The sequence below is a fragment of the Pseudomonas sp. So3.2b genome (assembly GCF_019464415.1).
Classification (GTDB): Bacteria; Pseudomonadota; Gammaproteobacteria; order Pseudomonadales; family Pseudomonadaceae; genus Aquipseudomonas; species Aquipseudomonas shahriarae.
The window spans coordinates 5574108-5599481 of sequence record NZ_CP080494.1; the positions used below are offsets into that span (position 1 = coordinate 5574108).

At 61.9% G+C, this 25374-nt stretch carries 27 protein-coding genes; 8 read left to right on the forward strand and 19 right to left on the reverse strand.

The window, feature by feature from the left end; translation table 11 throughout:
• Positions 1-95: 95 nt before the first annotated feature.
• Together K1X80_RS25125 and K1X80_RS25130 are read right to left on the reverse strand one after the other, a co-directional pair.
• Complete coding sequence (locus tag K1X80_RS25125) at positions 96-857, reverse strand: YdcF family protein (RefSeq protein ID WP_057439012.1); 762 nt, start codon at positions 855-857, stop codon at positions 96-98.
• A gap of 84 nt (positions 858-941) precedes the next feature.
• Positions 942-1259, reverse strand: coding sequence for a hypothetical protein (locus tag K1X80_RS25130; protein WP_057960693.1), 318 nt, complete (start codon positions 1257-1259; stop codon positions 942-944).
• Positions 1260-1521: 262 nt separating this feature from the next.
• Here K1X80_RS25130 and leuS point away from each other — a divergent pair, with 262 nt between their 5' ends.
• From leuS to K1X80_RS25155, 5 genes are all read left to right on the forward strand, one after another.
• Complete coding sequence (gene leuS / locus K1X80_RS25135) at positions 1522-4128, forward strand: leucine--tRNA ligase (RefSeq protein WP_220172547.1); 2607 nt, start codon at positions 1522-1524, stop codon at positions 4126-4128.
• 90 nt (positions 4129-4218) lie between these two features.
• On the forward strand, positions 4219-4824 hold the full coding sequence (gene lptE, locus K1X80_RS25140; RefSeq protein ID WP_169989729.1) for an LPS assembly lipoprotein LptE: 606 nt from the start codon (positions 4219-4221) through the stop codon (positions 4822-4824).
• A gap of 39 nt (positions 4825-4863) precedes the next feature.
• Entirely contained in the window at positions 4864-5901 is a 1038-nt protein-coding gene (gene holA, locus K1X80_RS25145; protein WP_057960696.1) for a DNA polymerase III subunit delta, read from the forward strand.
• A 235-nt stretch (positions 5902-6136) separates the two neighbouring features.
• The gene (gene arfA / locus K1X80_RS25150) at positions 6137-6301 is read left to right on the forward strand and encodes an alternative ribosome rescue factor ArfA (protein WP_003176285.1); all 165 of its coding nucleotides are present in this window, start codon (positions 6137-6139) and stop codon (positions 6299-6301) included.
• Between the two features lie 61 nt (positions 6302-6362).
• Positions 6363-7688 carry a lytic murein transglycosylase gene (locus tag K1X80_RS25155; protein ID WP_057960697.1) on the forward strand — a complete coding sequence of 442 codons (1326 nt, stop codon included), beginning with the start codon at positions 6363-6365 and terminating at the stop codon, positions 7686-7688.
• 95 nt (positions 7689-7783) lie between these two features.
• Here the strand turns inward: K1X80_RS25155 and K1X80_RS25160 are convergent, their stop codons facing one another.
• From K1X80_RS25160 to K1X80_RS25220, 13 genes are all read right to left on the reverse strand, one after another.
• Positions 7784-8716 (reverse strand): LD-carboxypeptidase, encoded by a 933-nt coding sequence (locus K1X80_RS25160; RefSeq protein ID WP_220172548.1) that lies wholly within the window; start codon positions 8714-8716, stop codon positions 7784-7786.
• 173 nt (positions 8717-8889) lie between these two features.
• Entirely contained in the window at positions 8890-9891 is a 1002-nt protein-coding gene (gene lipA / locus K1X80_RS25165) for a lipoyl synthase (protein ID WP_057444888.1), read from the reverse strand.
• A 25-nt stretch (positions 9892-9916) separates the two neighbouring features.
• Positions 9917-10564 carry a lipoyl(octanoyl) transferase LipB gene (lipB, locus tag K1X80_RS25170; protein WP_057960700.1) on the reverse strand — a complete coding sequence of 216 codons (648 nt, stop codon included), beginning with the start codon at positions 10562-10564 and terminating at the stop codon, positions 9917-9919.
• The gene (locus K1X80_RS25175) at positions 10564-10839 is read right to left on the reverse strand and encodes a DUF493 domain-containing protein (protein WP_029292256.1); all 276 of its coding nucleotides are present in this window, start codon (positions 10837-10839) and stop codon (positions 10564-10566) included. Before K1X80_RS25175 ends, lipB begins: the two co-directional genes overlap by 1 nt.
• A gap of 85 nt (positions 10840-10924) precedes the next feature.
• On the reverse strand, positions 10925-12082 hold the full coding sequence (locus K1X80_RS25180; RefSeq protein WP_057960701.1) for a D-alanyl-D-alanine carboxypeptidase family protein: 1158 nt from the start codon (positions 12080-12082) through the stop codon (positions 10925-10927).
• 182 nt (positions 12083-12264) lie between these two features.
• Positions 12265-13260, reverse strand: a complete 996-nt coding sequence (locus K1X80_RS25185) for a septal ring lytic transglycosylase RlpA family protein (protein WP_057960702.1) — start codon at positions 13258-13260, stop codon at positions 12265-12267.
• Complete coding sequence (gene mltB, locus K1X80_RS25190; RefSeq protein ID WP_057960703.1) at positions 13260-14270, reverse strand: lytic murein transglycosylase B; 1011 nt, start codon at positions 14268-14270, stop codon at positions 13260-13262. The genes K1X80_RS25185 and mltB overlap by 1 nt, the downstream gene beginning before the upstream one ends.
• 17 nt (positions 14271-14287) lie before the next feature.
• The gene (gene rodA / locus K1X80_RS25195) at positions 14288-15391 is read right to left on the reverse strand and encodes a rod shape-determining protein RodA (protein WP_057960704.1); all 1104 of its coding nucleotides are present in this window, start codon (positions 15389-15391) and stop codon (positions 14288-14290) included.
• Between the two features lie 31 nt (positions 15392-15422).
• Positions 15423-17318, reverse strand: coding sequence for a penicillin-binding protein 2 (gene mrdA, locus K1X80_RS25200; protein WP_057960705.1), 1896 nt, complete (start codon positions 17316-17318; stop codon positions 15423-15425).
• Positions 17319-17333: 15 nt separating this feature from the next.
• A complete protein-coding gene (gene rlmH, locus K1X80_RS25205) occupies positions 17334-17801 on the reverse strand; it encodes a 23S rRNA (pseudouridine(1915)-N(3))-methyltransferase RlmH (protein WP_029292262.1) in 468 nt (155 codons plus the stop codon).
• A gap of 9 nt (positions 17802-17810) precedes the next feature.
• On the reverse strand, positions 17811-18305 hold the full coding sequence (rsfS, locus tag K1X80_RS25210; protein WP_032861691.1) for a ribosome silencing factor: 495 nt from the start codon (positions 18303-18305) through the stop codon (positions 17811-17813).
• A gap of 70 nt (positions 18306-18375) precedes the next feature.
• Positions 18376-19020: a nicotinate-nucleotide adenylyltransferase gene (gene nadD / locus K1X80_RS25215; protein WP_057439003.1), complete on the reverse strand. Its 645-nt coding sequence runs from the start codon at positions 19018-19020 to the stop codon at positions 18376-18378.
• Positions 19020-20285, reverse strand: coding sequence for a glutamate-5-semialdehyde dehydrogenase (locus K1X80_RS25220; RefSeq protein ID WP_057960706.1), 1266 nt, complete (start codon positions 20283-20285; stop codon positions 19020-19022). The genes nadD and K1X80_RS25220 overlap by 1 nt, the downstream gene beginning before the upstream one ends.
• Positions 20286-20462: 177 nt before the next feature.
• Between K1X80_RS25220 and K1X80_RS25225 the strand changes: the two genes are divergently transcribed.
• Complete coding sequence (locus K1X80_RS25225; protein ID WP_128592771.1) at positions 20463-21146, forward strand: DNA-3-methyladenine glycosylase; 684 nt, start codon at positions 20463-20465, stop codon at positions 21144-21146.
• A 159-nt stretch (positions 21147-21305) separates the two neighbouring features.
• Entirely contained in the window at positions 21306-22622 is a 1317-nt protein-coding gene (locus K1X80_RS25230) for a bifunctional DedA family/phosphatase PAP2 family protein (protein ID WP_057960708.1), read from the forward strand.
• A gap of 1 nt (position 22623) precedes the next feature.
• Here K1X80_RS25230 and K1X80_RS25235 read toward each other — a convergent pair whose 3' ends face one another.
• From K1X80_RS25235 to K1X80_RS25250, 4 genes are all read right to left on the reverse strand, one after another.
• Positions 22624-22830: a hypothetical protein gene (locus K1X80_RS25235; RefSeq protein ID WP_057439037.1), complete on the reverse strand. Its 207-nt coding sequence runs from the start codon at positions 22828-22830 to the stop codon at positions 22624-22626.
• Between the two features lie 107 nt (positions 22831-22937).
• Positions 22938-23528 carry an LON peptidase substrate-binding domain-containing protein gene (locus K1X80_RS25240; RefSeq protein ID WP_057439001.1) on the reverse strand — a complete coding sequence of 197 codons (591 nt, stop codon included), beginning with the start codon at positions 23526-23528 and terminating at the stop codon, positions 22938-22940.
• A 21-nt stretch (positions 23529-23549) separates the two neighbouring features.
• Positions 23550-24266: an LrgB family protein gene (locus tag K1X80_RS25245; protein WP_057960709.1), complete on the reverse strand. Its 717-nt coding sequence runs from the start codon at positions 24264-24266 to the stop codon at positions 23550-23552.
• A complete protein-coding gene (locus K1X80_RS25250; RefSeq protein ID WP_057438999.1) occupies positions 24263-24625 on the reverse strand; it encodes a CidA/LrgA family protein in 363 nt (120 codons plus the stop codon). The genes K1X80_RS25245 and K1X80_RS25250 overlap by 4 nt, the downstream gene beginning before the upstream one ends.
• Before the next feature lie 207 nt (positions 24626-24832).
• Between K1X80_RS25250 and K1X80_RS25255 the strand changes: the two genes are divergently transcribed.
• Positions 24833-25288 (forward strand): MaoC family dehydratase, encoded by a 456-nt coding sequence (locus K1X80_RS25255; protein WP_029292272.1) that lies wholly within the window; start codon positions 24833-24835, stop codon positions 25286-25288.
• Positions 25289-25374: the final 86 nt, after the last annotated feature.

The following is a 25374-nucleotide window of genomic DNA, read 5'->3' on the forward strand; positions in this document are numbered from 1 at the left end:
GATGGCGGTGTATCAGTCAGCATTTTTAGTGACTGACCCACCGCCATCGCGGGCAAGCCCGCTCCCACACAAGCCCCATATGTTGATTTGCGGCGTTAACGATAGAACAGGCGGTAACCTACCTGCCCCACCGCCTCATTGATCAACTGCCCGCTCTGCCAGATCGACTTGAATTCCGGCATCCAGCCGCCCAGCGGCCGGGCATTGTCCACCCCCAGGAAGCCGACCGGCGCCGGCACCACGGTAAAGCCGGCCTTCTCGAAGCTCCACACCGAACGCGGCATATGCCAGGCCTGGGTCACGACTACCACGCGCTTGACGCCCTGGGGCAACAGGATTTCGGCACTCATCTGCGCATTTTCCCAGGTGGTGCGGCTGCGCTCTTCCTTCCAGCGCACGGCCACGCCAAAGTCTTGCTGCATCGACACCGCCATCAACTGCGCCTCGCTGGGCGGCGTGCCGTAGTGCAGGCCGCCGCTGGTCAGCACCGGCAGCCCGGACGCCTTGGCCAATCGCGCCGCGTAGCGCTGGCGCTCCAGGCCAATACCGGTCGGCTGATCGGCGCCCCAGGCCGGATCACCGCGCTCGCGGCCCGAGCCCAGCACCACAATGGCATCGGCCCGTTCTGCCAGGCTGGCCCAGTCTTCCACGGCCAATGGCGGCTCGGTTTCCAAGGCGCGTGCGCCCCACTCCACCATCACCGGCAAGCTGATCAGCCACATCCCGCCAAACCCGAGGGCAAAGCACACGCCGGCCAAGCGTGGACGGGTGCGGCGAAACCACCAGGCAAGGGCCAGCAGCAGCAAGAGAATGCCGGGCGGCAGCAATAATTGTTTGATGAAATAACGAATAGGCATCGAGCATCTCCAAAGATGCCCGAAGCCTAAGGTGTAACGGGGTTTAGCGACAATCTTTACCAGCGGTGGATAACGCTGATCAGGTTACTTGAATCGCACAGACCGCAGCTTTTCCGGGCTGCGGCCGGCGGACAAGTCCTTGAGCCATACCACCTTGGACGATCGCACCGCTTCCCTGGCTGGCACAGGAGCCACCCATTGCGGGATCGGGCGCGCGTTCAAGTCCAGGTAGGCCTTGATCACTTCAAACTCTGCAGGGCTCAAGCCTCGCAGTTCCAGCTCATCAGGCCGTTCGTCACGCAATCGGCCTGCGGTTCTTGCTGCGTCCAGTGCTCGACCCAAGCGGTCGATCAGTCCTTCATACACTTCCGGTTTCGTTCTCATTCGCTGCAAATCAACCATCCCCTCACCTCATTAAAGATAAGTCTCACTCCCCAATAAACAGCGTAGCTGCGCTGACGCAACCAACCGCGCGCCGCGACCAACGGCCTGCGCGGCGCAATCAGGGTTTCCCTCGATAGAGTGGGGTCATGTATGCTACGGCGCTTCCTGTAACTCCACTTCCCGCAGGGTTTGGGCACGGACGCGCCGCTTTTTGGTGTCGCTCAACCCGGACAATGCACCGAAGAGGATTAGGCCACCCCTATTCAGTTCAAAAGTAGCCATGCACGAACAATATCAGCCCCGTGAAATAGAAAATGCCGCCCAAACTTTCTGGGACGAGCAAAAGTCCTTTGAAGTCAGTGAACAGCCAGGCAAGGAGACTTACTACTGCCTATCCATGTTCCCTTACCCCAGCGGCAAACTACACATGGGGCACGTGCGTAACTACACCATCGGCGACGTGATTTCCCGCTACCAGCGCATGCTCGGCAAAAACGTCCTGCAACCTATGGGTTGGGACGCCTTCGGCATGCCTGCGGAAAACGCCGCGATGAAAAACAACGTAGCGCCCGCCAAGTGGACCTACGAGAACATCGCCTACATGAAGACCCAGCTGCGCAGCCTGGGCCTGGCCGTGGACTGGTCCCGCGAAGTGACCACCTGCAAGCCGGACTACTACCGCTGGGAACAATGGCTGTTCACCCGCCTGTTCGAAAAAGGCGTGATCTACAAAAAAAGCGGCACCGTGAACTGGGACCCGATCGACCAGACCGTCCTCGCCAACGAGCAAGTGATCGACGGCCGTGGCTGGCGTTCCGGCGCGCTGATCGAAAAGCGCGAAATCCCGATGTACTACTTCAAGATCACCGCCTACGCCGATGAACTCTTGTCGAGCCTAGACGACCTGCCGGGCTGGCCTGAACAGGTCAAGACCATGCAGCGCAACTGGATCGGCAAGTCCAAGGGCATGGAAGTGCAGTTCCCGTACAACGTCGATTCCATCGGTGAAACGGGCGCTCTGAAAGTTTTCACCACCCGTCCGGACACCCTGATGGGCGCGACCTACGTCGCCGTGGCCGCCGAACACCCGCTGGCCACCCAAGCTGCACAGAACAACCCTGAGCTGCAGGCCTTTATCGCCGAATGCAAAGGCGGCAGCGTGGCTGAAGCCGACGTCGCCACCCAGGAGAAAAAAGGCCTGCCGACCGGGCTGTTCGTCGAGCACCCACTGACCGGTGAAAAACTGCCGGTTTGGGTCGCCAACTATGTGCTGATGCACTACGGCGATGGTGCAGTAATGGCAGTGCCTGCTCACGACGAGCGCGATTTCGAATTCGCCACCAAGTACAACCTGCCGATCAAGTCTGTGGTGCGTACCAGTTCCGGTGATACCAACCCGGCCCCATGGCAAGACGCCTACGGCGAACACGGTACCCTGATCAACTCCGGCGAGTTCGACGGCCTGGACTTCGTAGGCGCTTTCGACGCCATTGAAGTCGCCCTGATCAAGAAAAACCTCGGTGCCTCGCGCACCCAATTCCGCCTGCGCGACTGGGGCATCAGCCGCCAGCGCTACTGGGGCTGCCCGATCCCGATCATCCACTGCGAAACCTGTGGTGACGTGCCGGTGCCGGAAGACCAACTGCCGGTCGTCCTGCCCGAAGACGTGGTGCCGGACGGCGCCGGTTCGCCGCTGGCGCGCATGCCCGAGTTCTACGAGTGCAACTGCCCGAAATGCGGCCAGCCTGCCAAGCGTGAAACCGACACCATGGACACCTTCGTCGAGTCCTCGTGGTACTACGCCCGCTACGCCTCGCCGCACTATGAAGGCGGCCTGGTGGAAAAATCCGCAGCCGACCACTGGTTGCCGGTGGATCAGTACATCGGTGGTATCGAACACGCGATCCTGCACCTGCTGTACGCGCGCTTCTTCCACAAGCTGATGCGTGACGAAGGCCTGGTCAGCTCCGACGAGCCGTTCAAGAACCTGCTGACCCAGGGCATGGTGATCGCCGAGACTTACTATCGCCGCGAAGCCAATGGCGCCTACACCTGGTTCAACCCGGCGGACGTCGAGTTGGAGCGTGACAGCAAAGCCAAGGTGATCAGTGCCAAGTTGAAATCCGACGGCCTGCCGGTGGAAATCGGCGGTACCGAGAAGATGGCCAAGTCGAAGAACAACGGCGTCGACCCGCAGTCGATGATCGACCAGTTCGGCGCCGACACCTGCCGCCTGTTCATGATGTTCGCCTCGCCGCCCGATATGAGCGCCGAATGGTCGGACTCTGGCGTCGAAGGTTCGCACCGCTTCCTCAAGCGCGTCTGGCGCCTGGCCCATGCCCATATCAGCCAGGGCTTGCCGGGCAAACTGGACGTGGCGTCGTTGAGCGACGAGCAGAAACTCATTCGCCGCAGCACCCACCTGGCCATCAAGCAAGCCAGCCAGGACGTGGGCCAGCACCACAAATTCAACACCGCCATCGCCCAAGTGATGACGCTGATGAACGTGCTGGAAAAAGCCCCGCAGGCAAGCGAACAGGACCGTGCACTGGTGCAGGAAGGTCTGGAAGCAGTCGTCCTGCTGCTGGCGCCGATCACCCCGCACATCAGCCACGACCTGTGGAGCCAGTTGGGCCACAGCGGCGCGGTGATCGATGCTGCATGGCCGGTCGCGGATGACAGCGCCCTGGTCCAGGACACGCTGCAACTGGTGATTCAGGTCAACGGTAAACTGCGCGGCCAGATCGACATGCCTGCCAGCGCCAGCCGCGAAGAAGTAGAAGCCGCCGCGCGCTGCAATGAGAACGTGCTGCGCTTCACCGAAGGCCTGACGATCCGCAAAGTGATCGTAGTGCCCGGTAAACTGGTCAATATCGTCGCTAGCTAATCGGATCGGGCGCCAGGGCAAGAGCCCTGGCGCCGAACAAAACCTCCAGGGCCTCGATAAGGCCCACATGGTTTCAAGGGGAGCAATAAAATGATCAAACGCAACCTGCTGGTTATGGGCCTTGCCGTACTGCTGAGCGCTTGCGGCTTCCAGCTGCGCGGCACCGGCACCACGGAACTGGCGATCAAGGAATTGGATGTCAGCGCGCGCAACGCCTATGGCGAAACCGTGACCCAGCTGCGCCAAACCCTGGAAAACAGCGGCGTCAAAGTCTATACCGGAGCGCCTTACAAGCTGGTACTGGTCGACGAAAAAGAAACCCAGCGTAACCTCAGCTACGCCAGTGCCGGCCGCTCTTCGGATATCGAGATGAGCAACGTGCTGTTTTTCCAGATCCAGGGCCGCGACCAGTTGCCGCTGATCAGCGACAAGCTGCAGGTGCAGAAAGTCGTGACGCATGACGGCAACAACCTGGTCGGTTCCGACACTGAGGTCAATCAGGTGCTCAGTGAAATGCGCCGTGACCTGGTCCAGCGTATGGTCCTGCGCCTGCAGATGATCAGCCCGGCCCAGCTCGATGCCCTGCAGCAGACTGCCGACGCCAAGGCCAAGGCGGATGCGGAGGCGCTGAAAGCCGCGCAGGACTATGAAAACAGCATTCCCAAGCAATCGCCTGTTGAAGTCCCTGCCGAGTAAACCAGACGGGGCGCGTCATGCGCCCTGTCCATCCAGCCTATGAAACTCGCCCCCGCCCAACTCGCCAAACACCTGCAAGGCAACCTCGCGCCTGTGTACATCGTCAGTGGCGATGATCCGCTGTTGTGCCAGGAAGCCGCCGACACCATTCGCCAGGCTGCGCGCCAGCAAGGCTTTGATGAGCGCCAGGTGTTCAGCGCCGACGCCAGCTTCGACTGGGGCACCCTGCTCCAGGCCGGGGCCAGCATGTCGCTGTTTGCCGAAAAACGCCTGTTGGAACTGCGCCTGCCCTCGGGCAAGCCCGGCGACAAAGGCGCGGCGGCCCTGATGGAATACTGCGCCCGCCCCGCCGAGGACACGCTGTTGCTGATCAGCCTGCCCAAGCTCGATGGCAGTGCGCAGAAAACCAAATGGGGCAAGGCGCTGGTGGAAGGGGCACAGACCCAGTTCATCCAGATCTGGCCGGTGGACAGCAGTCAGTTGCCGCAATGGATTCGCCAGCGCCTGTCGCAAGCCGGATTGTCTGCCAGCCAGGACGCGGTCGAACTGATCGCGGCCCGGGTTGAAGGCAACCTACTGGCGGCGGCCCAGGAAATCGAAAAGCTCAAGCTGATGGCCGAAGGTGGCCAGATCACCGTCGAGACCGTGCAGGGCGCGGTGGCCGACAGCGCACGCTTTGACGTATTCGGGCTGGTGGACGCAATCCTCAATGGTGATGCGGCCCACGCCTTGCGCATGCTCGAAGGGCTGCGCGGTGAAGGGGTCGAGCCGCCGGTGATTCTCTGGGCCCTGGCCCGGGAACTGCGCTTGCTGGCCAATATCGCCCTGCAGTACAGCCAGGGCACCCCTCTGGACAAGGCCTTCAGCCAGGCCCGCCCGCCGGTGTGGGACAAGCGCAAGCCCCTGATGAGCAAGGCCCTGCAACGGCACTCGGCGCAACGCTGGGCGCAATTGTTGCTCGAAGCCCAACGCATCGACGCGCAGATCAAGGGCCAGGCCGCAGGGTCGCCGTGGATGAGCTTGAGCCGTTTGTCGCTGCTGATGTCCGGCCAGCGCCTGGCACTGCCCGCCGAATAGCACGCTCGCCCAACCACCACAAAACCAATGTAGGAGCTGGCTTGCCTGCGATGCAGGCGCCTCGGTGTGTCAGTCACGCGGTGGTGATGCCATCGCAGGCAAGCCAGCTCCTACAGTTTTGATCGTCGCCGTATTCAGGTTTTTGATATTTCCTACATCGCGCCGGGCTGGACAGCCGGCAGACTTCGGCAGATGATTTGCACCGCATCACCCACCCCATCGGAGAGTCCCGATCATGAGCAAAAAGCCATCCAAGCATGGCCCCAACAAGGCCAAATCCATCATCGCCCAGCCGTTGTTCCGCAGTCGCCAGGAACGCGCCGGCAAAGGCAAAGGCAGCTACCGCCGCGAAGCCTTCCAGTCTAATAGCTGGGAGGCTTCTTACTTTCTGGCTGCCTGAAGGCAAGCGCCCCTCTGGCATGATAAGGTCTGCACCTGATTCGTATTTCCTGGACCTGTGCATGCCCTCTAGTCTTTCCCGTCGTTGGCACCTTCGCCAATTGATTGCTGCCTCCAGCCTGATCCTGTTAGTCGCCTGCGCCGAAAAACCCACCGCCGCCGACGCTCAGCCCCTGCCCACGCTCCAGACCGCACCGGTTGCCGCCCCCGCCATAGTTGCGCCCCTGGCCGTGACCAATCTCGATATCCAACCGACCCAGACCTTCGCCGAATGGCAGGCAGGTTTTCGCGTCGAGGCCCTGAAGGCCGGTATCACCCCGACGGTATTCGACACCGCCTTCGCCAACGTCACCCCCGACATGGCGGTCATCCGCGCCGACCGCAGCCAGCCGGAATTTTCCCGCCCGGTGTGGGAATACCTCAACGGTGCCTTGTCGGCGCTGCGCGTACGCAATGGCCAGGCCTTGCTGATCAAGCACGCCGATATCCTGCAAAGCATCGAACAGCGCTACGGCGTTGATCGCCAGGTGCTGGTCTCGGTGTGGGGCATGGAAAGTAACTTCGGTTCGTTCCAGGGCAATAACTCGGTGATCCGCTCCCTGGCGACCCTGGCCTATGAAGGCCGCCGCCCGGCATTCGCCCAGGCGCAGTTGCTGGCCGCGCTGCAAATCATCCAGCACGGTGACATTCCAGCCGAACAGATGCGCGGCTCGTGGGCCGGCGCCATGGGCCAGACCCAGTTCATACCGACCACCTACAACACCCACGCCGTGGACTTCGACGGCGACGGTCGCCGCGACATCTGGAACAGCTCGGCCGACGCCCTCGCCTCCACTGCGCACTACCTGCAAAGCTCGGGCTGGCAGAAAGGCCAGCCGTGGGGCTTTGAGGTGCAGCAATTGCCGACAAACTTCGATTACGCCCTGGCTGATGGCGTGGTGCGCAAGCCGGTCGGCGAATGGTTGAAGCTGGGCCTGCAGGTGCCGGCCGGTGCCAGCGTGCCGCCCAACGTAGAAACGCTGTCGGCCGCCCTGCTGCTGCCGGCCGGCCACCGTGGCCCGGCGTTCCTGGTGCTGGATAACTTCCGCGCAATCCTCAAGTACAACAACTCGTCGTCATACGCCCTGGCGGTCGGCCTGTTGTCCGAGCGTTTTGGCGGCGGTGGGGTGATTCGCGGCGATTGGCCAACCGATGAACTGCCACTGACCCGCTCCCAGCGCATCGAGTTGCAGACGGTGTTGAGCGCCAATGGCTATGAGGCCGGCAACCCGGACGGGATTATCGGCGCCAATACGCGCAAGGCGATTCGTGCGGCGCAGCAGTCGTTGGGCTGGCCGGCGGATGGATATCCGACGGTGAAGTTGTTGGAGTCGTTGCGTAGCCGCTAGATCGGTGTAGGGCGACTGCCGCTCCCACATTTGGAATGCAATTCCCTGTGGGAGCCAGCTTGCTCGCGATAGCGTGCCGACAGGCGGCAAAACACTCAGAGCCTAGACACCACATCCTGCTCCAGCACCAGCCGCTGTTCCCCCGCATCCAGGCGCACCAAGGCGCCCATCGGCAAGGTCAGATTGGGGTCGCAATGGCCGCTGCGCCAGCCGGACAGGACCGGAATACAGAACGGTTGGAAGGTCTGTTTCAACAGCCGCTCCAGCGCGACGTTATCCACTCCCGCCACATCCCCCACCAGCACACCGCGCACCTGCGCCAGCTTGCCCGCCAGGCGCAAGTGCATCAGCAGGCGGTCGATGCGATAGATTGGCTCGTTGACGTCCTCGATAAACAGGATGATGCCCTCGGCATCAAGCTCGAAGGGCGTGCCCATCACCGCCGCGATCATCGACAGGTTGCCCCCCAGCAAGCGCCCACAGGCGATGCCAGGCTCAATGGTGGTCAGCGGGTACGCCACTGGGTGCGCCAGCACACTGCCAGCGCCCAGCTGGCCGCGCAGCAGGCTGAACAGTGATGACTCAGTGGGCTGTTGCTTGTCACCGAGCAGGTCGGCATTGAGCATCGGGCCGTGGAAGGTCACGAAGCCGGCGTAGCGGCTGATCGCCAAGTGCAGCGCGGTGATATCGCTGTAGCCGACGAAGGGCTTGGGATTGGCTGCCAGCAGCTCGAAATCCACGCTATCGAGCAAGCGTGGGGTGCCGTAGCCACCGCGCAGACAGAAGATGGCGTCGATCTCGGGGTCGGCGAAGGCAGCGTGCAGGTCGCGCAGGCGTACTTTATCGCTGCCGGCCAGATAGCCATCGCGCTCATACACCCCCGAGAAAATCCGCAGCTCGTAGCCACGGGCGCGCATCCATTGCCCGGCCTTTTCAACATCCAGCGCGGCGGGGCCAGCGGGGGCAATGAGGCCGATCACACCTTCGGCGCGCAGGGCGGGTACGGCGGTGGCAAGCGGGTTAGTCATCCTTGGTTCTCCCTATTCTGTACAGCACAACGAACTGTGGGAGCGGGCTTGCCCGCGATGCACACGCCTCGGTGTATCAGTTGCACCGAGGCGATGCTATCGCGGGCAAGCCCGCTCCCACACAAACCAGCCCCCCTACACGCCCATCCACACAAATGGATCGGCGCCAAGGTTTAGGAAACCAGGCTAGCCTTGACCAGCTTGGCCTGTTCGTCGGCGTGGTACGACGAACGTACCAGCGGGCCCGACGCGACGTTCTTGAAGCCCATCTTGTAGCCTTCTTCGGCAAACCAGGCAAAGGTGTCCGGGTGCACGAAACGCTGCACCGGCAAGTGGCTGCGCGACGGTTGCAGGTACTGGCCGAGAGTCAGCATGTCGATGTCGTGTTCGCGCATGCGCTTCATGACTTCGATGACTTCTTCGTCGGTTTCGCCCAGGCCCAGCATCAGCCCGGACTTGGTCGGGATGTGCGGCATCATCTGCTTGAATTTCTGCAGCAGGGTCAGCGACCACTGGTAGTCCGAACCCGGACGCGCAGCCTTGTACAGGCGCGGAACGGTTTCCAGGTTGTGGTTGAACACATCTGGCGGCTCGGCGGCGGTAATTTCCAGGGCGACGTCCATACGGCCACGGTAGTCCGGGACCAGGGTCTCGAGCATCACGTTCGGCGACAGTTTGCGGATTTCGCGGATGCAGTCGGCAAAGTGCTGGGCACCGCCGTCGCGCAGGTCATCGCGGTCTACCGAGGTGATCACCACGTACTTGAGTTTCAGGTCGGCGATGGCGATGGCCAGGCTTTCCGGCTCGTTGACGTCCAGTGGCTTCGGCCGGCCATGGCCAACGTCGCAGAACGGGCAACGACGGGTGCAGATGTCACCCATGATCATGAAGGTCGCGGTGCCGCCGGAGAAGCACTCGCCCAGGTTCGGGCAGGAGGCCTCTTCGCACACACTGTGCAGCTTGTGCTTACGCAGCAGCGCCTTGATACGGTCGACTTCCGGCGAGACCGGGATGCGCACGCGGATCCAGTCGGGCTTTTTCGGCAGTTCGGTGGTCGGAATGATCTTCACCGGGATGCGTGCAACCTTCTCGGCGCCGCGCAGCTTGACGCCGGCTTCCACCTTGGCACGCGGAGCCGGGGCCGGACGCTCGGTAATGTCCAGCGTCGGGATCATGGTTTGCACAACATCAGTAGTCATATCAGTCGATTCCGCCCGTCAGGGTCGTCTGCTCAGCATAGTCGAGGTGTTTGACGAGCTGCGCGCGCAGCCGGGCACTTACCTCGGCAAATTCTAGGGGTGTTGCGTGATCACTCAACTGGGTCATGGCCAAACCGGCGTAACCACAGGGATTGATCCGGCGAAACGGCGCCAGGTCCATGTCCACGTTCAGGGCCAGGCCATGAAAGGAACAGCCATGGCGGATGCGCAGGCCCAGGGAGGCGATTTTCGCGCCGTCGACATACACACCTGGAGCATCGGGCTTGGCCACGGCAGTCACACCATAACTGGCCAGCAGCTCGATCAGGCAGTTTTCCATGCGACTGACCAGCTCACGCACGCCGTAACCCAGCTTGCGCACATCCAGCAGCAAATAAGCCACCAGTTGTCCAGGCCCATGGTAAGTCACTTGACCACCTCGGTCGACCTGCACCACCGGAATATCACCCGGAAGTAGTAGATGCTCAGCCTTGCCAGCCTGGCCCTGGGTGAATACCGGCGGGTGTTCCACCAGCCAGATTTCGTCGGGAGCCGAGCTGCCGCGCTCATTGGTAAAGCGCTGCATGGCGTGCCAGACCGGCTCGTACGCCATCTGGCCGAGCTCGCGAAAGCCCAGGACCTGCGACATCACAACACCATATGTACGAAACCGGTGGCTCGCAGTTCGCTGTTGATGTCGTAAAGCTGGTCTTGACCGGTCGCAACGATGTGCAACTGGATCGTGGTGTACTTACCGTTGGTGCTCAAGCGCTCATCCACACGGTTGTCGTTGATCGTTGCGTGTTTACGCATGATCTCGAGGATCTTGTCTTTGTTGCCCACACCGGTATCGCTGATCACCTTGACGGGATAGTCCGTCACCGGGAATTCGATCTTTGGCGCCTTTACTTCTTTATCGGTCATGGCGAAACGGCCTCGTAAGCGGTAAGCCGTGGCGACGGGCAAAGCCCCGCGTCGGATCAACGCGGGGCCTTGCGGGTGCACACAATCAGTTGAACAAGCCGTAGAAGAATAGACGGATGCTATCCCACACGCGGCGGAAGATACCACCTTCCTCAACGGCGTCGAGCGCGATCAGATCGGCGCTGTGTACGACTTTGTCGTCCAGCTTCACTTCGACTTTACCGATCACATCGCCCTTGGCGATTGGCGCGGTCAGTTGTGGGTTCATGGTCATGCTGGCAGCCAGTTTCTTCAGCTGGCCTTTAGGCATGGTCAGGGTCAGGTCGTCAGCCAGGCCGGCCTTGACTTGACGCTCGGTGCCTTTCCACACAGGAGCCTGGGCCAGTTCGGCACCCTTCTGGTAGAAGGTCTGGGTTTCGAAGAAACGGAAGCCATAGGTCAGCAGCTTCTGGGTTTCCGCCGCACGGGCCTGTTCGCTGTTGGTGCCGAACACCACGGCGATCAGACGTTGGCCGTCACGCACAGCCGAGGACACCATGCAGTAGCCGGCTTCGTCGGTATGCCCGGTTTTCAGGCCGTCGACGGTCTTGTCGCGCCACAGCAACAGGTTGCGGTTAGGCTGCTTGATGTTGTTCCAGAAGAACTCTTTCTGGGAGTAGATGGCGTAGTGCACCGGGTCGACACGAATGATCGCGCGCGCCAGGATCGCCATGTCATGGGCCGACGAGTAGTGGTCTGGGTTTGGCAGGCCGGTCGGGTTCATGAAGTGACTGTTGGTCATGCCCAGGTCAGTCACGGTTTTGTTCATCATGTCGGCAAATGCATCTTCGCTGCCGGCAATGTGTTCGGCCAGGGCGACGCTGGCGTCGTTACCGGACTGGATGATGATGCCGTGCAGCAGGTCGCTGACGGAGACCTGGGAGCCGACCTTGATGAACATCCGCGAACCGCCGGTGCGCCAGGCGTTTTCGCTGACGGTCACCGGATCGTTTTCACCGATCTGGCCGCGACGGATTTCCAGGGTCGCGATATAGGCGGTCATCAGCTTGGTCAGGCTGGCCGGCGGCAGGCGCTGGTCACCGTTGTTTTCGACCAGCACGTTGCCGCTGGCGGCATCCATGAGCACGTAGGACTTGGCAGCCAGTTGCGGTGGTGCTGGCATCATTTCGACGGCCCAGGCAGCGGGCGCAATGATCAGCGGGACAAGCAGGCACAGGCGTTTGGCTAAGGTGGTGATGTTCATCCGTCTCTCGAAATTGCTTATGGAAACTTGCCCTCGCGGGCAAAACATTCAGACAGCCCGTCACCAGGCTGTCGCGTATTCAGTTGCCAGCTCAACCCTTGCCTTCGGGTTTTTATTATTCGAAGAGCCTGCAACCAGGGCCCCGGCGCGCAAGCGCGCCAGCACCCTCGATCCGCTACTGCTTATTCGGCGCCGACCACGCTGGGCTGGCCCAGGTTGGCCAATCGCACGCTGTTCTGTACCTGGGCAATCTCACCCGCCGAGCCGATGGGGCCCAGGCGTACCCGGTGCAGGGTCTGCTGGTTACGCACAATGGAGCTGATAAAGACCGGCGCGCTGACCATCCCGCTGAGCTTGGACCTTAACAGTTCTGCCGCATCCGGGTTGGCGAAAGCGCCGACTTGCAGGTACTGCCCGCCCGCTGCATTGCCCGGCGCCGCCTGTGGCACGGCCACGACTGGCGCGGCGTGCTGCTGGGGCGGCGGCGTCCACTGCTCGACCTTGCCTGCCGAAGCGGTGATCTGCGGTTGTGCGCTCTGTGGTTCGTTGAGCATCAATGGCGCTGGCTTGCCGCGCTGGGCCCAGTACTGGGCCGGGTCGATGCCTTCAACCTTGACCCGCGCCGTGCCGGATTCGGCATAGCCGAGTTTTTTCGCGGCTGCGTAGGACAAGTCGATGATGCGGTCGGAGTAGAACGGCCCACGGTCGTTGACCCGCAGGATTACCACGCGGTTGTTGTCCAGGTTGGTCACCCGTACATAGGCCGGCAGCGGCAAGGTCTTGTGGGCCGCGCTCATGCCGTACAGGTCATACACCTCGCCGTTGGCGGTGTTCTGCCCGTGGAACTTGGTGCCGTACCAGGACGCGGTACCCGACTGCACATAGTTCTTGGATTCCTGCAGCGGAAAGTAGGTCTTGCCCAGTACCGTGTAGGGGTTGGCCTTATAGTTGCCGGTATGCAGGGTCGGCGTGGCATCCGGGATGCGCGAGACGTCAACGTCCCACCACGGCGCGCCGTCCTTGTGAGCCCGGTTGATATCCAGCCCCGGCTGCGCGCGGACTACCGGGCCACCGGCCTTCTGCGCCGGCGCACGGCTGGTGGAGCAACTGACAACCAGCAAGGACAATGCGGCAAGCGCCACCAGCTTGAGCGGTTTATTGATCGGCGATACCCGCATTACTTGACGCCCCGTGCTTGAACCAGCATGTCTGACAGCTGATGTACGGCCATGGCGTACATCACACTGCGGTTATAACGCGTGATTGCGTAAAAATTCTTCAGGCCCATCCAGTATTCCGGGCCGTCTGCGCCCTCCAGGCGAAAGGCGGTAACCGGTATATCATCGCGCAGCGCATCATGACTTGACCAGCCCAGCGCCCGCAACTCCCCGACGGTTTTCACCGGCTCGATGCCCTGGGTCAGGCCTTCATCGGCGCGATCGCCCGTGACATCGGCGCGAATCACCACCGGCTCGCCAGCCACCCAGCCGTGACGTTTGAAGTAGCTGGCAACACTGCCGATGGCATCATCGGGGTTGCTCCAGATATTGATATGGCCATCACCGTCGAAATCCACGGCGTAGGCGCGAAAGCTGCTCGGCATGAACTGTGGCAGGCCCATGGCCCCGGCGTACGAGCCTTTGAGGGTCAATGGGTCGATCTGCTCTTCACGGGCCAGCAGCAGGAACTCGCGCAGTTCCTTGCGGAAGAATTCGGCACGGGGCGGGTAATCGAAGCCCAGGGTCGACAAGGCGTCGATCACCCGGAAACTGCCGGTATTGCGCCCGTAAAAGGTTTCAACGCCGATAATCGACACGATCACCTGGGCCGGCACGCCATATTCCTGCTCGGCACGGGCCAGTACGGCCTCGTGCTGGCGCCAGAAGTCCACACCCCGCGCCACCCGGGCGTCGGTGAGAAACATCGGGCGATAGTCCTTCCACTGTTTGACGCGCTCGGCGGGGCGAGAGATCGCGTCGAGGATCGACTGCTTGCGCTGAGCCTCGCGGAACACGCCCATCAGTTGTTCGCCGGCGAAACCATAGTCACGCGTCATCTCGCCGACAAACTCGGCGACCTGGGGCGAGCCGTCGTAATCGCCGGCCAGGGCTGGCTGTGCAGCGCCAAAGGCGCCCACCAAGCCCAGACAGGACGCATACCGAGCAGCCCAGCCACGCATTGCTTGCATTGACATCTTCACCTTATTCAAACCTGTGCGATCCACTTGCGATGGGTATGGATCGACATCAAGACCCCAAACGCTGACAGTAATGTCACCAACGAAGTTCCGCCGTAGCTAATGAACGGCAACGGCACCCCAACCACCGGCAGCAGGCCACTGACCATACCGATGTTGACGAAAACGTAAACAAAAAAAGTCATTGTCAGCGCGCCGGCAAGCAATTTGCCGAACAACGTCTGCGCTTGCGCGGTAATCACCAAGCCACGCCCGATCAACAGCAAGTAGATCAGCAACAGTGCGCAGATGCCCACCAGGCCGAACTCCTCACCCATCACCGCGATAATAAAGTCGGTGTGGCTTTCCGGCAGGAAGTCCAGGTGCGACTGGGTGCCCAGCAACCAGCCCTTGCCAAACACGCCACCGGAACCGATGGCCGCCTTGGACTGGATGATGTTCCAGCCGGTGCCCAGCGGATCGCTCTCAGGGTCGAGGAAGGTCAGGACCCGCTGCTTCTGATAGTCGTGCATGAAGAAGAACCACATGGCGACAGCCACCGGCACGGCCGCCACCAGCACACTGACAATCCAGCGCCAGCGCAGGCCGCCCATGAACAACACGAATGCACCGCCGGCAAGAATCAGCAGGCCGGTGCCGAGGTCCGGCTGGCGCACGATCAGAATGAACGGAATGCCGATCAGGATCAGGCTGATCCCCACATGCTTGAGCTGCGGCGGCAAGGTGCGCTTGGCCAGGTACCAGGCGATGGTGGCCGGCATGAGGATTTTCATGAATTCCGACGGCTGGAAGCGAATCACCCCCGGGATATTGATCCAACGGGTGGCGCCCATGGCGTTGTGCCCCATGACGTCCACCACCACCAGCAGCAGCACCCCGACGACATACCCCAGCGGCACCCAGCGCGCCATGAAGCGCGGCTCCAACTGGGCGATAACCACCATCGACAACAGGCCCAGGCCAAACGAGGACGCCTGCTTGATCAACAGGTCCCAGTTCTTGCCACTGGCCGAATACAGCACGAACAGGCTACCGGCTGCCAGGGTCAGCAGCAGGATCAGCAACGGGCCATCAATGTGCATGCGTTGCAACAAGGTGGCGCGGCGGCGCATCACATCCTCACTGGAGAGAATGCGGTCGAAATTACTCTTCACGGGCCGTAGCCTCCGCGCTTGAAGGGTTGGCAAACTCAGGCTTGAGCTTGCCGTCCTGGTCCAGCAACCAGGCATCCATGATCTGGCGCACCACCGGGGCGGCCACGCCGGAACCGGACTCGCCGTTCTCGACCATCACCGCCACGGTGATTTTCGGGTTGTCGGCCGGGGCGAAACCGACGAACAAGGCGTGGTCGCGATGGCGTTCCTGGACTTTGGAGCGGTCGTATTTCTCGCCCTGCTTGATTGCGACCACCTGGGCAGTCCCGCTCTTGCCGGCAATCCGATACTGCGCGCCAATGGCCGCCTTGCGCGCCGTGCCTCGCGCGCCGTGCATCACTTGTTGCATGCCGTGGTTGACCTTGGTCCAGTCGGACGGGTCGCGCAGGACGATGTCGGGGATCGGGTTTTCATCCACCGGCTGTTCACCCTCGATGGTCTTGGCCAGGTGCGGACGAATCCACTTGCCTTTGCTGGCCACCAGCGCCGTGGCCTGGGCCAGTTGCAAGGGCGTGGCCTGCATATAGCCCTGGCCGATCCCCAGGATCAGCGTCTCACCGGGGAACCAGGCCTGGCGCCGGGTGGCGCGCTTCCACTCGCGGGACGGCATCAGGCCAGGGGACTCTTCAAACATATCCAGGGACACTTTCTGACCGAGGCCGAACTTGCCCATGTAGGTCGATAAACGATCAATCCCCAGCTTGTGGGCCAGGTCATAGAAGTAGGTGTCGTTGGAACGCATGATCGCCATATCCAGATCCACATAGCCGTCGCCGGTACGGTTCCAGTTACGGTATTTGTGATCGTAGTTGGGCAACATGTAGTAACCCGGATCGTAGACCCGGCTGGAAGCAGTCACGACACCGGCATCCAGGCCGGCAATCGCCACCGCTGGCTTGATGGTCGAACCCGGTGGATACAGACCGCGCAGCACCCGGTTGAACAACGGCCGGTCGATGGAATCACGCAACTCGGCATAGGCCTTGAAGCTGATCCCGGTGACAAACAGGTTGGGGTCGAAACTCGGCTGGCTGACCATGGCCAGGACCTCGCCGGTGTTCGGGTCCAGCGCGACCACCGCACCACGACGCCCGCCGAGGGCCATTTCCGCGGCCTCCTGCAGCTTGATATCCAGGCTCAGAACAATGTCCTTGCCGGGAATCGGGTCGGTGCGCTTGAGCACCCGCAGCACGCGGCCACGGGCGTTGGTCTCGACCTCCTCGTAACCCACCTGGCCGTGCAGCTCCGGCTCGTAGAAGCGCTCGATACCGGTCTTGCCGATATGGTGGGTGCCGCTGTAATTGACCGGATCGAGGGTTTTCAGCTCTTTTTCGTTGATCCGCCCCATATAACCGACCGAGTGGGCAAAGTGCGCCCCCTGCGGGTAATGCCGCACCAGTTGCGCCACCACCTCCACCCCCGGCAGGCGGAACTGGTTCACGGCGATCCTGGCGATCTGCTCTTCAGTCAGCTCAAACAGGATCGGCACCGGTTCAAACGGGCGCCGCCCCTGCTTCATGCGCTTCTCGAAGATCGCCCGGTCTTCCGGCGTCAGTTGCAGCACCTCGACAATCACATCGAGGATCTGCTGCCAGTCACCGGACCGTTCGCGGGTCATGCTCAGGCTGAAACTGGGCCGGTTATCGGCAATCACCACGCCATTGCGGTCGAAAATCAGGCCACGGGTCGGCGGGATCGGCTGCACATGCACCCGGTTGTTTTCCGACAACGTGGAGTGATACTCGTACTGGATCACCTGCAGGTAATACAGACGGGCGATCAACACGCACATCAACGCCACCACCGCGATCGCGCCAAAGATCACACGCGCGCGTACAAGACGTGCGTCTTTCTCGTGGTCCTTGATGCGGATCGGCTGGGTCATCAGGCAGGGCGCAGACTATTTGTGGTAAGGGTGCCCGGACAGGACTGTCCAGGCGCGATACAGCTGTTCACCAATCAGAATCCGCACCAGCGGATGGGGCAACGTCAGGGGCGACAGCGACCAGCGCTGATCGGCCCGCGCGCAGACTTCCGGCGCCAACCCCTCGGGGCCGCCGACCATGAAGTTGACCGTGCGCGAATCCAGGCGCCAGCGATCCAGTTCCACCGCCAACTGCTCGGTGCTCCAGGGTTTGCCGTGCACCTCAAGGGTGACGATGCGCTCGTTGGCACCGACCTTGGCCAGCATCGCCTCGCCTTCCTGACGGATAAAGCGCGCCACATCGGCGTTCTTGCCCCGGGTGTTGAGGGGTATTTCCACCAGTTCCAGCGCAAGTTCGGATGGCAGACGCTTGGCATATTCATGCCAGCCTTCTTCCACCCACTTGGGCATGCGTGAACCGACAGCGATCAGACGCAGGCGCACAGCCGTTCCTTATTCCTGGTCTTTGTTGAGCTTGTCGAAGTGCGCGTGACCGACTTCAGGGCTGTGGTGCTTGCCATCGGCAGCACGGCTCTGCTCGGCGCCTTTCCACAGACGCTCCAGGTCGTAGAACTGGCGAGCGTTGCTGGTCATCATGTGTACGATCACGGTGTCCAGGTCAGCCAGCACCCAGTCGCTATCGCCCTTGCCTTCTTCACCCAGTGGCTTGACGCCCTGGGCTTTGACGGCTTCGCGAACCTTGTCCAGCATTGCGCCGATCTGGCGGTTGGAGGTACCGGTGGCGATGATCATGAAGTCGGTGATGCTTTGCTTGTCGCGCACGTCCAGGACCTGGATGTCCTGGGCCTTCACGTCTTCCAGGGCGGCTACGGCCAGCGCAACCAGCGCTTCGCCTTCAGGGGCCGGGACCAGCAGGGCTTCCACTGGCAACGGTGCGCTCTTGAACGTGCCTTTGCGCTTAACTTTGCTTACGTCTTTGTTCGTCATATAAAACTCGTTTTGCTCATTAGTTCGGGCGCTTCAATACACGACTATTCGTGCCTTCAAGCGCGCCTTTTCAGTTCGACGCACGGTAAAGCCCGTGCGCATCGATGTAGGCCAGGACCGCGTCAGGCACCAGGAAACGTACCGACTTACCGCTGGCCAGCAGTTGACGGATCTGGGTGGCGGACACCGCAAGCGGGGTCTGCCAGACGAATGCAATATTCCCGCTCGGCCCGGTCAGGGCCTGTGGGTCACTTACCGACCGCGCTGCCAGCAGGTTGCGCAAGGCATCCGGCGGTTCGCTGTCGGCATCCGGGCGTTGCAAAACCAGGATGTGGCAATGCTGGAGCAACTCTTCCCAGCGATGCCAAGTGGGCAGTCCGCAAAATGCGTCCCAGCCCAAAAGCAGAAACAACTGGTCATCGGCGGCCAACTCGGCCCGCGTCTGTTCCAGGGTGTCGATAGTGTAGGACGGTTTATCGCGTTTGAGCTCGCGGTCGTCCACCACCAACGGGGCAATCCCGGCCACCGCACACTGCACCATCGCCAGGCGCTCCTGCGCGCTGACCTGCGGTGTGTCCCGGTGCGGCGGCCTGGCATTGGGGATCAGCCGCAGCTCTTGCAGCCCGAGGGTATCCGCCACTTCCAGGGCACTGCGCAAATGGCCGATGTGCACGGGGTCGAAGGTACCGCCGAGCAGCCCGATGCGTTTACCCATCAAGTGCGCACATGACCATCGCCAAAGACCACGTACTTCTCGCTGGTCAGGCCTTCCAGGCCCACCGGGCCACGGGCATGCAGCTTGTCCGTGGAAATCCCGATCTCCGCCCCCAGGCCGTACTCGAAGCCGTCGGCAAAACGCGTCGAGGCGTTGATCATCACCGAAGCAGAGTCTACTTCGGTGAGGAAACGCCGGGCATCGCTGAAATGCTCGGAAACAATGGCATCGGTATGCTTGGAGCCGTAGGTATTGATGTGCTCGATGGCCTGGTCCAGGTCATCGACGATACGAATCGACAGGATCGGCGCCGTGTATTCGGTGTACCAGTCCTGCTCGGTGGCTTCGATCACGTCGCTGCCCAGCAATGCCCGGGTACGCTCGCAACCCCGCAGCTCCACGCCTTTGTCACGGTAGATTGCAGCCAGCGGCGGCAACACGCGCTCGGCAATGCCGGCGTGGACCAACAGGGTTTCCATGGTGTTGCACGGCGCGTAGCGGTGGGTCTTGGCGTTATCGGCAATGCGGATCGCCTTGTCGAGATCGGCCGCCACGTCGATAAACACATGGCAGACGCCATCCAGGTGCTTGATAACTGGCACCTTGGCATCGCGGCTGACACGTTCGATCAGGCCCTTGCCGCCGCGTGGAACAATTACGTCGACAAACTCCGGCATGGTGATCAGCGCCCCGACGGCGGCGCGGTCGGTGGTTTCCACCACTTGCACCACTTCAGCCGGCAACTCGGCCACGGCCAGGCCTTGCTGGATGCAGGCGGCGATGGCGCGGTTGGAATGGATCGCTTCGGAGCCGCCGCGCAGGATGGTGGCGTTGCCGGACTTCAGGCACAGGCTCGCGGCGTCGATGGTCACGTTGGGCCGCGACTCATAGATGATGCCGATCACGCCCAGGGGCACGCGCATCTTGCCGACCTGGATACCTGACGGCAGGTAGCGCATGTCGCGGATCTCACCGATGGGGTCCGGCAGCTTGGCCACCTGGCGCAAGCCTTCGATCATGTCGTCGATACGGGCCGGCGTCAGCGCCAGGCGATCCAGCAATGCCGGCTCCAGACCATTGGCCCGGCCGTTGGCCAGGTCCAGCTCGTTGGCAGCGGTCAACTCGGAGCGCGAGGCATCCAGAGCATCGGCGGCCGCCAGCAGGGCACGGTTCTTCTGCGCGGTGCTCGCACGGGCGATCAACCGCGAGGCCTGACGGGCAGCGCGACCCAGGCGGGTCATGTAGTCAAGAACGGACTCAGTCATGGTCTGGTGGGGTCTTGGCAAAGAGGAAAGCGGCAGATTATAGCTGTCGCGCCGTCCTACGGACAGCGGTGAGGGGCGGATGGTCGAAATGAACTGTAAAAACTCGACGTTCAGCGGTGATTAAGGCTGAAGTTGATATCATCCTGTCACATTTGGCCTGCGCAACCGTCCATCGTCATGTCCAGTTCTCCCCCAAAGCTCCCCGCCAACCCCCTGCCGGATGGCTTTTTCGACCGCGACGCGCAAACGCTCGCGAAAGATTTGCTGGGCAAAGTCATCCGCCATCGGGTCGGCGAGTTGTGGCTGTCGGCGCGAATTATTGAAACCGAAGCCTATTATTTGGCCGAAAAAGGCAGCCATGCGTCCCTCGGCTACACAGAAAAGCGTAAGGCTTTGTTTCTGGATGGCGGCCACATCTATATGTACTACGCCCGTGGCGGTGACTCCCTGAACTTCAGTGCCCAGGGGCCAGGCAATGCCGTGCTGATCAAGTCGGCCTACCCCTGGGTGGATGAGGTATCAGGGCCTGCCAGCCTGGCGCAAATGCTCCTCAACAACCCCGACGCCAGCGGCCGTCCGCGCCCGGCCCAGAAGCTTTGCGCCGGGCAAACCCTGCTGTGCAAGGCCCTGGGTTTAAAGGTGCCAATGTGGGACGCCAAGCGCTTCGACCAGGAGCGGCTGTACGTCGAGGATGTGGGCCTGGCCCCCACGCAGATTATCCAGACCACCCGCCTGGGCATTCCCGGCGGGCGCGATGAACACCTGATGTATCGCTTTGTCGATGGCGGCTATGCGCCCTATTGCACACGGAACCCGTTGCGACGCGGCCAGGTCGAAGGCCGCGATTACGTTTTGATTTGAAATATGCCCTGCAGGAATGGGCTTATGTGGGAGCGGGCTTGCTCGCGATAGCATCACCTCGGTCTGTCAGTCATACCGAGTCGCCTGCATCGCGAGCAAGCCCGCTCCCACACAAGCTCGCCCCTATAGAGGGACATCACCACTGATGGAGAGGATTGTATGGGCCCATGGCTCGATGGCATTACTGGCTGGCTGACCCTTAACCCGCAATGGCTGGCCGCGGCGGTGTTTATCGTCGCCTTTGTGGAATGCCTGGCCATCGCCGGGATTATCGTGCCAGGCACGGTGCTGCTGTTTGCGATTGCCGCACTGGCCGGCAGCGGCGCGCTGTCCCTGAGTGAAACCCTGCTGCTGGGCTTGCTCGGCGGGCTTTTGGGCGACGGAATTTCCTACTACCTGGGCCGGCATTTCCACCAGAACATCCGGCGCCTGCCCGGCTTGCGCCATCATCCCGAGTGGATGGACGGGGCCGAGGCCTACTTCCAGAAGTACGGCATCGTCAGCCTGCTGGTAGGACGCTTCATCGGCCCATTGCGCCCCATGCTGCCCATGGTCGCCGGGATGTGTGATATGCCGTTCCCGCGCTTTGCCGCCGTTAGCGTGCTGGCCGCCACCGGCTGGTCTATCGCCTATCTGTTGCCGGGCTGGGCCGCCGGCGCGGCGTTTCGGTTGCCGCTGCCCGAAGGGTTCTGGCCCGAGGCCGGGGTGGTTGCCGCGTGCCTGGCCGTCTTGTTCGGCATCGCCCTCAACAGCACCCTGCGCGGCCATCGCCGGGCCACGTTGTGGATGGGCTGCGCCAGCCTGGCGTTGTTGATCGCGATGTTTATCGGTTATCCGTACCTGAACCATTTTGACCAGGGTTTGATGGCCCTGGTCCAGGAACACCGAGGCCCGGCGATGGACCGGATCATGGTGATGACCACCCAGTTGGGCGAGTTCAAGAAGATGTTCGTCGCCAGCGCGGTGCTGACCGGCCTGCTGCTGCTGGCGCGACAATGGCGCCAGGCGATTTTCGTCGGTGCCACCCTGCTCGGGGCCGCGCTGATCAACACCGGGAGCAAGCTGTTCTTTGCCCGCGGCCGGCCAGAAATCCTCGTCGACCCGCTGACCAGCTTCAGCATGCCCAGCGGCCACGCCTCTGGCTCGTTTGCGTTCTTCCTCGCGCTGGCGGTGCTGGCCGGTCGCGGCCAACCGACCCGCATGCGCCTGGCATGGCTGCTATTGGGCGCCATTCCGGCCGCTGCCATTGCGTTGTCGCGGGTATATCTGGGGGCCCACTGGCCGAGCGATATCCTCGCCGGCACCTTGCTGGCCATGACGGTCTGCGCCTTCAGCCTGACCTTGAGCCAGCGCCACAGCCTGCTGCCGCCCATGGCGCCGAAGGTATGGTGGTTGATCGTGCCGGGGTGCGTGGCGGTCCTGGGGTTCTTTGCCCTGACCGGCACCTCCCATGCCCTGCTGCGCTACGCTTATTGAGCTAGGCCGGGCCGACCCAGTCCACGGGAGCGTGACGCCGTTCGGCGCAGCGCTCCCGGCGCTCCAGCAACATTTCATCGGCAATTTCGGCAGCCCGCTCGGCAATGTATTCGGGGCCGCGATCGCGGGCCTGCTGAATCACTTGCGCGGTCACACTGACAAAAAATGCGTCCCAGACCAGTTGCTCCGATGGCGATAATCGAATCATGTTCATTCCCTGATAGTGGTGGCGGAGCCTCCACTATTTCAGGCGATGGGCACGCGGCAACGATGAAAAATCCGAAGCGGTCACGGATTATTCCGAGATAACGGCACTCAAGCGAACAGCTCGCCCTGCAATTCATCCAGCAGCACCTGAATCGCATCCAGGCGCAGCACCGGATCGTCGAGCTGCAGCAGCTCGATCTTGTCGGCGTCGGTAAACGGCAACAGGTAGGCCAGGCGGTTGCCCAGTTCCTGCTGCCCGTGCACGTCGGCGCCCATATCCAGTGAGGCGACCATCGGATGCTCGGCCAATGCCTGCAGCAGGGCCAACAGGTCGGCGTCTTCCTCATCCAACGGGCGCTCGGGCTGCTCTTGCAGCCACTCGACATCGGCGACCAGTAGTTGATCGCGCTGGACCTGCGCCTCCCGCACCCGAAACCTGCGCCCACCCTCGACACGGATCCCCAGCAGGCCATTGTCCTGCTGCTTGAAATCCCGAATCAGCGCTTCGCACCCCATCAATGCATAGCCGTCCGGCGCGAGACCGACTTCCTGGCCATCGAGGATGCACACCACGCCAAAGCCTTCGCCCTTTTTCATACAGCGACTGATCATGTCCAGGTAGCGCGCCTCGAACAGCTGCAGGTCGAGTGTGCAACCTGGAAACAGCACAGTATTGAGAGGGAACAGCGCCAGACTCATAAAGCGTTCCTTAAACCCGACTTAAATCGCCAAAGACACGGCCAATGGCAGGAATACTGCCGTAGCCACGCCCATCAAACTCATCGCCAATGCCGCAAAGGCGCCACACTCCTCGCTTTCCTGCAAGGCCACCGAGGTGCCGACCGCGTGGGCGGTCATGCCCAGGGCCATGCCCCGCGCCTCCGGGGTGTGCACGCCCAGGTACGACAGAAAGGCCGGCCCGATCATCGCCCCGATGACCCCGGTGATCAGCACGAACACCGCCGCCAGTGCCGCGACGCCGCCGATCTGCTCGGCCACCAGCATGGCGATGGGCGAGGTCACCGACTTGGGCGCCATGGTCATCAGCACCATGTGTTCGGCGCCAAACCACCAACCCAGCCCAATGCACAGGCCAGTGGCAAACACGCCCCCCACCACCAGCGTAGTAAAAATCGGCCAGAACAACTGGCGAATCCGTCGCAGGTTCAGGTACAGCGGCACCGCCAGTGCCACGGTGGCCGGGCCCAGCAGGATGCTCATGATCTCGGTACTTTTGCGGTATTCGACATAGGTCAGGCCGCACCCCAGGAGCACGCCAATCACCAGCAACATCGAGACCAGCACCGGTTGCAGGAAGATCCAGCGGGTTTTCTCGAACCCCGCCAACACCAGTTGATAGGCACCCAGGGTAATGCCGATGCCAAACAAGGGATGGTGGATCACCGCGGCCCACGCGCCCTGCCAATCGAAGGTCATTGCCCCTCCTCCCGCTGTGCCTGGCGCTTGACCAGCTTTTGCATGAGCACGCCGACAAAGGCCATGGCAATCACCAGCGACAACACCAGCGCCCCGACGATGGCCCAGAAGTCGGCGGCAATGTCCTTGGCATACACCATCACCCCCACTGCCGGCGGCACCAGCAGCAACGGCAGGTAACGCAACAGGCTGCCGGCCGCCAGGCTCAGTGGCTCACCGACCTCGCCGCGCCACACCAGATACGCCAGCAGCAACAGCAGGCCGACAATCGGCCCCGGCAAAACCGGCAGGAACAAGTGATTGATTGCCGTGCCCAGCAATTGAAACAACACCAGCCATGTCAAACCGCGTAACAACATGGGTTTTTCTCCCCCAAAAGCCCGTGGGCATTATAAGCACGCCGCTCCTATGAACAGGCATTCGCCAAAAGCATGGTGGGTTGACCGGGCCATTTGCCCATGATGATCTACATTGGTTCTCTGCAAACCACCTAAAACAACAACCCCCTGCCGGCGCCAGCGTGCCCGTGCCGCCAGGGAGAGATAGATGAACCAAGGAGAGTCGCAATGCCCTTTGTACCTGTAGCGCAACTCAATGAATATGTCGGCAAGGAACTGGGACGTTCCGCATGGCTCACCATCGACCAGGAGCGTATCAACCTGTTCGCGGAAGCGACCGGCGATTTTCAGTTCATCCACGTCGACCCGGTAAAAGCCGCCCAGACTCCGTTTGGCAGCACCATAGCCCATGGCTTTCTGTCGCTGTCGCTGATCCCCAAATTGATCGAAGACATCCTGATCATGCCCGAGGGTTTGAAGATGGCGGTCAACTACGGCCTGGACAGCGTGCGCTTTATCCAGCCGGTGAAAGTCAACTCCAAGGTACGCCTGGCGGTGACCCTCACCGACGCCACCGAGAAAAAGCCTGGCCAGTGGCTGCTCAAGGCCACCTGCACCCTGGAAATCGACGGCCAGGAAAAACCGGCCTACATCGCCGAGTCGCTGTCACTGTGCTTCGTCTGACACACCTGTAGGAGCCGGCCTGCCGGCGATAGCGCCAGCAGCCGCGCCATCGCCGACAAGTCCTTATTCGCACACAGACCACTAGG

Excerpts from the sequence above, each read along its gene's own strand:
- K1X80_RS25235 (WP_057439037.1), bottom strand. The coding sequence starts at position 22,830 with ATGATTCGATTATCGCCATCGGAGCAACTGGTCTGGGACGCATTTTTT.
- rsfS (WP_032861691.1), bottom strand. The coding sequence starts at position 18,305 with ATGACGAACAAAGACGTAAGCAAAGTTAAGCGCAAAGGCACGTTCAAG.
- K1X80_RS25125 (WP_057439012.1), bottom strand. The coding sequence starts at position 857 with ATGCCTATTCGTTATTTCATCAAACAATTATTGCTGCCGCCCGGCATT.
- K1X80_RS25155 (WP_057960697.1), top strand. The coding sequence starts at position 6,363 with ATGCCCTCTAGTCTTTCCCGTCGTTGGCACCTTCGCCAATTGATTGCT.
- K1X80_RS25255 (WP_029292272.1), top strand. The coding sequence starts at position 24,833 with ATGCCCTTTGTACCTGTAGCGCAACTCAATGAATATGTCGGCAAGGAA.
- K1X80_RS25185 (WP_057960702.1), bottom strand. The coding sequence starts at position 13,260 with ATGCGGGTATCGCCGATCAATAAACCGCTCAAGCTGGTGGCGCTTGCC.
- mrdA (WP_057960705.1), bottom strand. The coding sequence starts at position 17,318 with ATGACCCAGCCGATCCGCATCAAGGACCACGAGAAAGACGCACGTCTT.
- K1X80_RS25175 (WP_029292256.1), bottom strand. The coding sequence starts at position 10,839 with ATGACCGATAAAGAAGTAAAGGCGCCAAAGATCGAATTCCCGGTGACG.
- K1X80_RS25245 (WP_057960709.1), bottom strand. The coding sequence starts at position 24,266 with ATGACCTTCGATTGGCAGGGCGCGTGGGCCGCGGTGATCCACCATCCC.
- K1X80_RS25180 (WP_057960701.1), bottom strand. The coding sequence starts at position 12,082 with ATGAACATCACCACCTTAGCCAAACGCCTGTGCCTGCTTGTCCCGCTG.
- K1X80_RS25225 (WP_128592771.1), top strand. The coding sequence starts at position 20,463 with ATGTCCAGTTCTCCCCCAAAGCTCCCCGCCAACCCCCTGCCGGATGGC.
- K1X80_RS25250 (WP_057438999.1), bottom strand. The coding sequence starts at position 24,625 with ATGTTGTTACGCGGTTTGACATGGCTGGTGTTGTTTCAATTGCTGGGC.
- K1X80_RS25230 (WP_057960708.1), top strand. The coding sequence starts at position 21,306 with ATGGGCCCATGGCTCGATGGCATTACTGGCTGGCTGACCCTTAACCCG.
- mltB (WP_057960703.1), bottom strand. The coding sequence starts at position 14,270 with ATGCAAGCAATGCGTGGCTGGGCTGCTCGGTATGCGTCCTGTCTGGGC.
- K1X80_RS25130 (WP_057960693.1), bottom strand. The coding sequence starts at position 1,259 with ATGGTTGATTTGCAGCGAATGAGAACGAAACCGGAAGTGTATGAAGGA.
- arfA (WP_003176285.1), top strand. The coding sequence starts at position 6,137 with ATGAGCAAAAAGCCATCCAAGCATGGCCCCAACAAGGCCAAATCCATC.
- K1X80_RS25160 (WP_220172548.1), bottom strand. The coding sequence starts at position 8,716 with ATGACTAACCCGCTTGCCACCGCCGTACCCGCCCTGCGCGCCGAAGGT.
- nadD (WP_057439003.1), bottom strand. The coding sequence starts at position 19,020 with ATGGGTAAACGCATCGGGCTGCTCGGCGGTACCTTCGACCCCGTGCAC.
- rodA (WP_057960704.1), bottom strand. The coding sequence starts at position 15,391 with ATGCGCCGCCGCGCCACCTTGTTGCAACGCATGCACATTGATGGCCCG.
- K1X80_RS25220 (WP_057960706.1), bottom strand. The coding sequence starts at position 20,285 with ATGACTGAGTCCGTTCTTGACTACATGACCCGCCTGGGTCGCGCTGCC.
- lipB (WP_057960700.1), bottom strand. The coding sequence starts at position 10,564 with ATGTCGCAGGTCCTGGGCTTTCGCGAGCTCGGCCAGATGGCGTACGAG.
- leuS (WP_220172547.1), top strand. The coding sequence starts at position 1,522 with ATGCACGAACAATATCAGCCCCGTGAAATAGAAAATGCCGCCCAAACT.
- K1X80_RS25240 (WP_057439001.1), bottom strand. The coding sequence starts at position 23,528 with ATGAGTCTGGCGCTGTTCCCTCTCAATACTGTGCTGTTTCCAGGTTGC.
- lipA (WP_057444888.1), bottom strand. The coding sequence starts at position 9,891 with ATGATCCCGACGCTGGACATTACCGAGCGTCCGGCCCCGGCTCCGCGT.
- holA (WP_057960696.1), top strand. The coding sequence starts at position 4,864 with ATGAAACTCGCCCCCGCCCAACTCGCCAAACACCTGCAAGGCAACCTC.
- lptE (WP_169989729.1), top strand. The coding sequence starts at position 4,219 with ATGATCAAACGCAACCTGCTGGTTATGGGCCTTGCCGTACTGCTGAGC.